This window comes from Pontibacter pamirensis (assembly GCF_010015475.1).
GTDB lineage: Bacteria > Bacteroidota > Bacteroidia > Cytophagales > Hymenobacteraceae > Pontibacter > Pontibacter pamirensis.
This window is the reverse complement of sequence record NZ_SSNI01000042.1, coordinates 43,011-51,648: the sequence shown is the minus strand read 5'-3', so window position 1 is coordinate 51,648 and position 8,638 is coordinate 43,011. Positions and strand designations below refer to the sequence as shown.

Here is an 8,638-nt window from a genome sequence, read left to right as displayed (position 1 = left end):
CGACCCCGGCTTCCCTAAAATTACCCCCTTCCCCGTGAGGGGAAGGAGCTGACGCAGCTGATTTCAACAATCACCCGCGCGGATTACCTTAAATTTTCTGTCTCAATCAATCTCTCAAAGAACGTAGTGAAAAGAACATCTTTCTTTTCCGTAGGGCATCTCACGATGCCGGTGTTTTCAGTGTTGTTCCGCAGGGCCTGTCGCCTTGTTTCCGGAAGCGGATGCAAAGGTAAGAACCTTTTCCCGACTCGCAATAAAAAAGAAAAAGTTTATTTTCCTGTCTCTTTCTGCTTTTCAAAATCTCCAACCTCCTTCTGAAGCGGGTTGCAAAGGTACGAAATGTTTTGCTTTCCGCAATACCCAAGGAGAAGTATTTTCTTCTCTTTCTCTCCTTCTTCTTTAGTCCGTGGAGCCTGTGTTAACAACCCCTCTTCCTGACCGCCTCCTGCCGAAACGGGATGCAAAGGTAGGAAGCTTTTCCCGCTTTGCAAGCAGTGGGTTGTAAAAAAATATCGGGCTTAGCTTATTTTAACCCAGTTGCTGACAATATGATTGAAATATATGTGTTGTTCAATGGAAGGAAGAATGGTATGCTCAGCATGAGAGGTGGCAGAAGCGAATTGCACTGTATTCAAACATATACACAAGATTATAAGCTCCTATAGATGCATACTTGTAGGGAGCTTCTTGTAGTAAAGATCTCATTGTTCTAATAGTTAAAATAGCTCTATAGTGAGCTCACCGCTGCTGAGTCAATATGCAACGCGGTTGCTGTTGTGCCGAATTTGTGCTTTTGCTTTGCTACTATATCCTTCTTTGTTTCGCTTCACGCTTATATGTAAAGTAGGCTTTCCTATCTTCATCGCTCTACTACGAGTTTGACTGTCTGCACCTCCGTGCCCGTGGAGAGGCGGGCTATGTAGAGCCCGTTGCCCACCCCTTCCACAGAGAACTCCTGCTCATAGTTTCTGCCAGCCTCGGCCGCGCCGGCGGCTATGCGCTTGACAAGAGCGCCTTTCATGTCATAGAGCTCCAGTGTGTAGTCGTCGGAGCTGGCAAGGGAGAAGCGCAGAGTGGCCCTGTCAGAGACAGCTGTGGGGTAGACCTCCAGCCCAGGTGCCCCTGGAGCTGCTTCGGTGGGAAGAGAGGAGGTGGAGAATATGTTACCGCTGCGCGGTTTATGTATAATAATGTTGCCCCGTTCCAGGTCGGTGCAGGGGAGGGCGTTATCATCCAGGCTGGCTGATGGGCAGGCTGCCTGGCTGTCGTAAACAACAGGTCCTTGCGAGCCGTCAGGGTTAACTGCCCAGACCTTGAGGCGGAACTTATCCTGCGCTGTGCCTCTGTTAAGCTGCCCGTCGGTGGCTGCCACCAGAAAGCCGAACTGGCGCTCGTCGGTAACGAGGCTGGCGGGAGCATCGACGTAGGTAACCGAGCCGCGCCCCCTGTAGAAGGCCGTGTTGCCGGAGATAACTAGCGCCCGGGCCTCGTAAGACGTGCTCCTGAAGGTAAAGGCGGCGTTCTCGAGCAGGATCAGCGTTGCCCCCTGCACCTGATTTTCACTCCCTCTCCTGTACCTGGCAGAAAGGCCCAGGTATACTCTGCCCTCAGATTGCATGTACTCATAGGCGGTGCTGACAGGGGAATGAAACCAGCCCCCGCCGGTTACAAAGCCGGCAACGGGGTCGAAGATATGGACATAGTGGGAGGCAACCCTGCCGGGGCAGCCCTCGCCGCCGCTGTAGGTCACGCTCACCTTAAACACATCAGGCTCAGAGGACCAGTCAATGGTGATAGCATTCGAGCCCTGTCCGGTGAAGTCGGTGAACGTGCTGCCGTCGCTGCCCGTGATGCTCCAGGCAAAGGAGCTGGCGCCGGAGCCAGAGAGGGTGTAGACTGAGCCGGAGGAGCCGGCTGCTGCGGTGGTGCTGCCGGAGATGGCGGCCTCAGCCAATTCTGGGCACTGGGCCTGCTGGCTGTACTTGATGGTGAAGTAATCCATGCCTGTATCCGGGAATTCGCCCAGGCCGGTGATGATGATGTTCCCCTCGCCGTCCAGGGCCATGTCCACAGGCTCGTTGTTGGTGCTGCCGGGCGCGCTGTAGCTGTCAAACCAGGTCTGTTCGCCCGTGGCGGCATCGTAGCGGACGGTGGCGAAGCTGGCGGAGGGCTCGCCGAAGTCGCTTGTGCCGGTGACGTATACTCTGCCGGCGTTATCCACAGCGATGGCGACGGCTCCATTAGTTTTGTTGGCGAATTGCTGTTCCCATGTCTGCTCGCCTGTGGCAGCGTCATAACGGACGGTGAGGTAATTGCTTCCTGTGCCGTCTCCACTGCTTTTACCTGTCACGAACACCCCGCCCGCACTGTCAACGGTCATGGCGGTCGCTATATCTGCATTGGTGCTGCCGTATCGCTGGACCCAGGTTTGTTCGCCGGTAGCGGCATTGTAGCGGACAGTAGTGTGCTGGCGGGTGATATACAATCCGCCCAGGTTATCAACAGCAATAGCTTCAATTCTGTTGTTGTCGCTAATCTGGTCGTTGTAGACTTGCCCCCAAGTCAGTTCGCGTGTGGCAGCATCGTAGCGGGCGGTAACACGGCCGGGTATGTATAAACCACCGGTGTTATCAACCGCTAACGTTGTGGCCCCCTTGAAGGGGTAGGACCAAGTCTGCTCACCGGTGGCAGCATTGTAGCGGATGAAGGCCTGCGGGCCGGTGACATATACGCCTCCAGCGTTGTCTACTGCAATAGCAGAGGCCTGGTCGTTTTGGGCGAGACCGTCGTAGCGTTGCACCCATGTCTGCTCGCCTGTGGCGGCGTCGTAGCGGATCGTGGCGTAGTAGGTTTCGCTGAATGCGCGGATGTAGCCTGTGACGTACACACCTCCGGCGTCATCTACAGCAATGGCTGCGGCGCTGGAGAATTGCTCAATTCCCTCGTAGTCCTCGAACGGCGTTACCCACAGTTGCTCTCCTTCGGGTGAGTATTTAACAGTTTCTATCCTTTGCGTCACCACAGTTTGTGTTGTGTATCTCACGGAGTAGCGACTGTCCCCTGTCACGTAGCTGTTGCCCGCAGCATCCACGGCCACAGCTATAGGAGTGGCCTCTGAACTGGTTGGTACATTGTATCGCCTGGTCCAGGCCCGCGTGCCGGTGGCGGCGGCGTAGCGGATAGTAAGGTAGTCAAACTCACTTGAGCCAGTGAGGTAGAGGCCGCCGGTGTTGTCAAGGGCGATGGCAGTGACCTTTTCATTGTCGCCGAAGGCGGGTCCTGAGTAGTTTTGGGCCCAGGTTTGCTCGCCTGTGACAGCATCATAGCGGACGGTGCCGATATAGGCTTCTTCGGCGGGCCCTAAATGGCTGTTGCCTGTAACGTACACGCCGCCTGCATTATCCGCGATAACAGCTTTGGCTCCACTATAGCTAGAGGGGCCTTTGTATCGCCGGACCCAATCCTGCTGCCCGGTGACGGCGGCGTAACGGATGGTGGCGTAAAAGCTTTCGGTATGGTCCCTTTCATAAGCTTCACCTGTAACGTACACACCGCCGGAATTGTCAACAGTGATGTCGGAGATGTAAGCCATTCTACGTTCCCCACCATAGTATCGCGCGGCCCAAACTTGCTCGCCTGTGGTGGCGTTATAGCGGACTGTGAGATAGTTTCTGTCGTTCGACAGTCTGTTTTGGATGATTTGTCGTTCTACTCCAATAACGTATACGCTGCCTTCGTTGTCAACGGCTATGCCTCTGGGGAGTGCACTAGCGTCGGGCTCCTCGCCGAAGGGTTGATCCCAGATCTGCTCGCCTGTGGCAGCATCATAGCTTGCTAAGAAGTATTCTCTGAAGTTTCCTTCAGTGGCTGGAGTGGTTGTAACGCCTAAAATAAATAAGCCGCCGTTGCCTACGGTAAGATATAACTCTCTATCCGTGCTGTTATCAGGAATATGGGGTTGTTGACTCCTGTCGTGTTTCCGGCTCCAGGTCTGTTGGCCAGTGGCAGCGTCAAAGCGTTGGATGAGAAGGACATTGTCAATTGTGTCGTTGCTTGTGACGTATACACCGCCTGCATTATCAATGGCAATGTCCGTCGCCCCTGTTGGGTGGCTCCATGTCTGCTGGCCAGTGGCCGCATCGTAGCGAATGGTAGACGAGCCAGTAATATACACTCCTCCTGCGTTGTCGACAGCAATCACCGGCAAATAGTAACTGGTTTCGTACACTGTCCACATCTGCTGTTCGTGTACAACCCACAACTCCTCTCCCAAGGGAGAGTACTTCACCGTTGTTGTCTTAGTGCCCTCCATATGACTCTCGCTCAGGCCTGTCACATAGCTATTGCCCTCGGCATCAACGGCAAAGCCTAACGCAGTCTCTACTGCCTCAGAGGTTCCGTGATAGCGCTGTGCCCACTCCAGCGTCGGCTGCTGGGCTAGTGCCGGTAAACAAATTAAGAACAGTAGTAACCGAAATAATGGGTGTAATATACTTTGTTTCATGACTGATATGTTTTGCTGTTATTTCCTACTTTCGCTTCACGCTTATATGTAAAGTATTCTTTCCTGTCTTCATCGCTCTACTACGAGTTTGACTGTCTGCACCTCCGTGCCTGTGGAGAGGCGGGCTATGTAGAGCCCGTTGCCCACCCCTTCCACAGAGAACTCCTGCTCATAGTTTCTGCCAGCCTCGGCCGCGCCGGCGGCTATGCGCTTGACAAGAGCGCCTTTCATGTCATAGAGCTCCAGTGTGTAGTCGTCGGAGCTGGCAAGGGAGAAGCGCAGAGTGGCCCTGTCAGAGACAGCTGTGGGGTAGACCTCCAGCCCAGGTGCCCCTGGAGCTGCTTCGGTGGGAAGAGAGGAGGTGGAGAATATGTTACCGCTGCGCGGTTTATGTATAATAATGTTGCCCCGTTCCAGGTCGGTGCAGGGGAGGGCGTTATCATCCAGGCTGGCTGATGGGCAGGCTGCCTGGCTGTCGTAAACAACAGGTCCTTGCGAGCCGTCAGGGTTAACTGCCCAGACCTTGAGGCGGAACTTATCCTGCGCTGTGCCTCTGTTAAGCTGCCCGTCGGTGGCTGCCACCAGAAAGCCGAACTGGCGCTCGTCGGTAACGAGGCTGGCGGGAGCATCGACGTAGGTAACCGAGCCGCGCCCCCTGTAGAAGGCCGTGTTGCCGGAGATAACTAGCGCCCGGGCCTCGTAAGACGTGCTCCTGAAGGTAAAGGCGGCGTTCTCGAGCAGGATCAGCGTTGCCCCCTGCACCTGATTTTCACTCCCTCTCCTGTACCTGGCAGAAAGGCCCAGGTATACTCTGCCCTCAGATTGCATGTACTCATAGGCGGTGCTGACAGGGGAGTGGAACCAGCCCCCGCCGGTCACGAAACCGGCAGCGGAGTCGAAGACATAGACATAGTGGGCGGCAACTCTGCCGGGGCAGCCCTCGCCGCCGCCGTAGGCCACGCTCACCTTAAACACATCAGGCCCGGAGGGCCAGTCAATGGTGATAGCATTCGAGCCCTGTCCGGTGAAGTCGGTGAACGCGCTGCCGTCGCTGCCCGTGATGCTCCAGGCAAAGGAGCTGGCGCCGGAGCCGGAGAGGGTGTAGACTGAGCCGGAGGAGCCGGCTGCTGCGGTGGTGCTGCCGGAGATGGCGGCCTCAGCCAATTCCGGGCACTGGGCCTGCTGGCTGTACTTGATGGTGAAGTAATCCATGCCTGTATCCGGAAATTCGCCCACGCCGGTGATGACGATGTTCCCCTTGACGTCCAGGGCCATGTCCGCGACCTCATTGTTAATGCTGCCGGGTGCGCTGTAGTGATCTATCCAGGTCTGCTCGCCCGTGGCGGCATCGTAGCGGACGGTGGTGAAGCTGGCGGAGGGCTCGTCGGAATTACTTGTACCGGTGACGTATACTCTGCCGGCGTTATCCACGGCAACAACTTTGGCAAGATCGTACACATTCGCGGATCCGTTGTAGCGTCTGATCCAGATCTGTTCGCCTGTTGCAGCGTCATAACGGATGGTAGCAAAGTCATATCCAGTACCCTCGCCAAAGCTTTGGCCTGTGACGAAAACACCACCAGCGTTGTCAACGGCCACGGCAGTGGCTATATCGGTGCTGTTGCCGGGACCGCTATAAACCTGAGCCCATGTCTGCTCACCTGTAGCACTGGCATAGCGAACGGTGGCATAGTCAATGGAGGTATCGTCTCTTGTCCTGCCGGTGACGAACACACCGCCCGCTTGGTCTAAAGCAATGGCTAGGGCTTCATCTGCGCCGTTGCCGGGGCCGTTGTAGTGTTGGACCCACAGTTGCTCACCCGTGGCGGCATCGTAGCGGATGGTGGCAAAATCGGAGTCATAGATAGAACTAGTGCCCGTAACGAATACGCTGCCTGCGTTATCTACGGCGATCGCTGTGGCCTGTTCGCCACGCTGACTAGGTGGCCCGTCGTAGCGTTGTACCCATGTCTGCTCTCCGCTTGCTGCGTTGTAACGGATGGTGGCGTAGTCGTACCCAGTACCATCCCCCAAGCTAGCACCTGTTACAAAAACTCCTCCGACGTTATCAACGGCAATGGCTGTTGCCTCATCATCATTCTGACTAGGCCCGTTATAGGGCCCATCGTAGCGTTGCATCCACGTTTGTCTGCCCGTAGCGGCCTCGTAACGCACGGTAAGGTAGTCAGATGAAGTGCCATCACTCAAGCTGCCGGTGATATATATCCCGCCAGCGTTGTCTACAGTGATAGCGGCGGGGGTAGATCCTTCCGCCAGCTGCGCAACCCACAGTTGCTCGCCAGAGGGGGAGTACTTGATAGTTGTCATCTGGTTTGGGTCGGCCGTTCCTGTAACGTAGCTGTTTCCCTCGGTATCTGTAGCCACAGCTATCGCAGCGACGTTTACACTAACCGACGCTCTATATCGCTCTTCCCATATCTGTTCGCCTGTGGCGGCTTCGTAGCGGGTAGTGAGGTATTGAGACTCGCTCGAGCCTATAACATATAACCCTCCATTGTTGTCAGTTGCTATGTCTGTATTTACTTCGTTGGCGTTGGCTTCGTTTAGTTGGATCCATGTCTGCAAACCATTGTCAGCATTGTATCGAATGGTGATTAAATGGGTAGGGATGTTTAGATAGCTGATGCCCGTTACGTATACTCCGCCGGCGTTATCCACGGCGATGCCTCTGGCATCTGAATAGCTGGAGGGCCCTTGATAGCGCTGGACCCACGCCTGCTCACCTGTGGCTGCATCATAGCGGATGGTAGCAAAGACAAGGCCTGCGACATCAGACTCATAGCTGTCACCAGTGACGTAAACGCCTCCCTCATTGTCTACAACAATATCGTTGGGTTCATCTGGACCGTTTAAATCCCCATTATATCGCTGCACCCAGGTTTGTTTACCTGTGGCAGCATCGTAGCGGACAGTGGCATAACCTTCTCCAGTGTTGGCTATGCCTAAGCTTGTTCCGGTGACGTATATCCCGCCCGCATCATCAACGGCAATGTCCGAGGCTCTGTCCTCATAGATATTGTAAGAGACACTACTTTCGTCGTAAGGACCGTTGTAGCGCTGTTCCCAAGTCTGCTCTCCTGTGGCAGCATCATAACGGATGGTGAGGTAATCGGAAGAGGAGCCATAGTGTATAGTGCCTACAACATACACGCCGCCAGCGTTGTCGAGACCGATATCAGCAGGTGAATTGTTGCTTCCTTCCGGTCCGTCAAAGCGTTGCACCCAGGTCTGCTCACCTGTCGCAGCATCATAGCGGATAGTGGCATAGTCGGTCCCATTGTCTTCGCCTGTACTTGAGCCGGTAACGTAAACGCCACCAGTGTTGTCCACGGCGATGGCTCTGGCTTCATCGTTGCCCTCACCGGGCCCCCTGTAGCGCTGTAACCATGTCTGCTCTCCTGAGGAGGCATGGTAGCGGATAGTAACAAACTCATTATAGGAGTCCTCGGCGCGGTTTAAACCGGTGATGTATAAACCACCAGCATTATCAAGAGCGATACCTGTCAGTATGGAATAGCCCTCTGGCTGCACGAACTGCGCGGCCCACAGCTCCTCGCCAGAGGGAGAGTACTTTACCGTTGTTATCACGCGCCCTACAATGGTGCCCCGGCTTACACCTGACACGTAGCTGTTGCCTTCGGCATCAACGGCAACAGAATTGGGGGAGCTCGTTGCCGCCTCGGAGGTTGTATTATAACGCTGGGCCCACTCCAACTCTGGCTGCTGTGCCAGTGCTGGTAAGCAAATTAAGAATAGTATTAACTGAAATCCCTGGTGTAGTATGCTTTGTTTCATAACAAATATGGTTTGTGGTTTGAACAGTAAGCAATAAACAGTAAGACTCCTGCATGCGCGGCAGGCTAAAGAGGTAGCTGCAGGGTGAGGAGCTAACAAGAAAGCACGAAAGTAGTGGGGGCCTCTTAATATCTACGTGTGCTGTATTGGTCTGTTTATTAATTGTACTATAAAGCGGAATCGAGGTGTAGTTTAGTCTTACGTGTATGTTAAGGGTTGTAATAGAGGGTGTTACGGGGGTTAGAAGACGCTTTGTTCTGGTTTTCTCTATAGGCTTCCGTTCAGGCGCAGCAGTAACTGGAGGAGCAAATGCAAATT

At 54.7% G+C, this 8,638-nt stretch carries 2 protein-coding genes; both read right to left on the bottom strand.

What is annotated here, in order from left to right:
* Nucleotides 1–859: 859 nt before the first annotated feature.
* Nucleotides 860–4,504, bottom strand: coding sequence for an SBBP repeat-containing protein (locus E1919_RS22775; RefSeq protein WP_162055714.1), 3,645 nt, complete (start codon nucleotides 4,502–4,504; stop codon nucleotides 860–862).
* A 69-nt stretch (nucleotides 4,505–4,573) separates the two neighbouring features.
* On the bottom strand, nucleotides 4,574–8,320 hold the full coding sequence (locus tag E1919_RS22770; RefSeq protein ID WP_162055713.1) for an SBBP repeat-containing protein: 3,747 nt from the start codon (nucleotides 8,318–8,320) through the stop codon (nucleotides 4,574–4,576).
* Nucleotides 8,321–8,638 lie beyond the last annotated feature (318 nt).

Coding starts and splice junctions, on each gene's coding strand:
- E1919_RS22775 (WP_162055714.1), bottom strand. CDS start 4,504: ATGAAACAAAGTATATTACACCCATTATTTCGGTTACTACTGTTCTTA.
- E1919_RS22770 (WP_162055713.1), bottom strand. CDS start 8,320: ATGAAACAAAGCATACTACACCAGGGATTTCAGTTAATACTATTCTTA.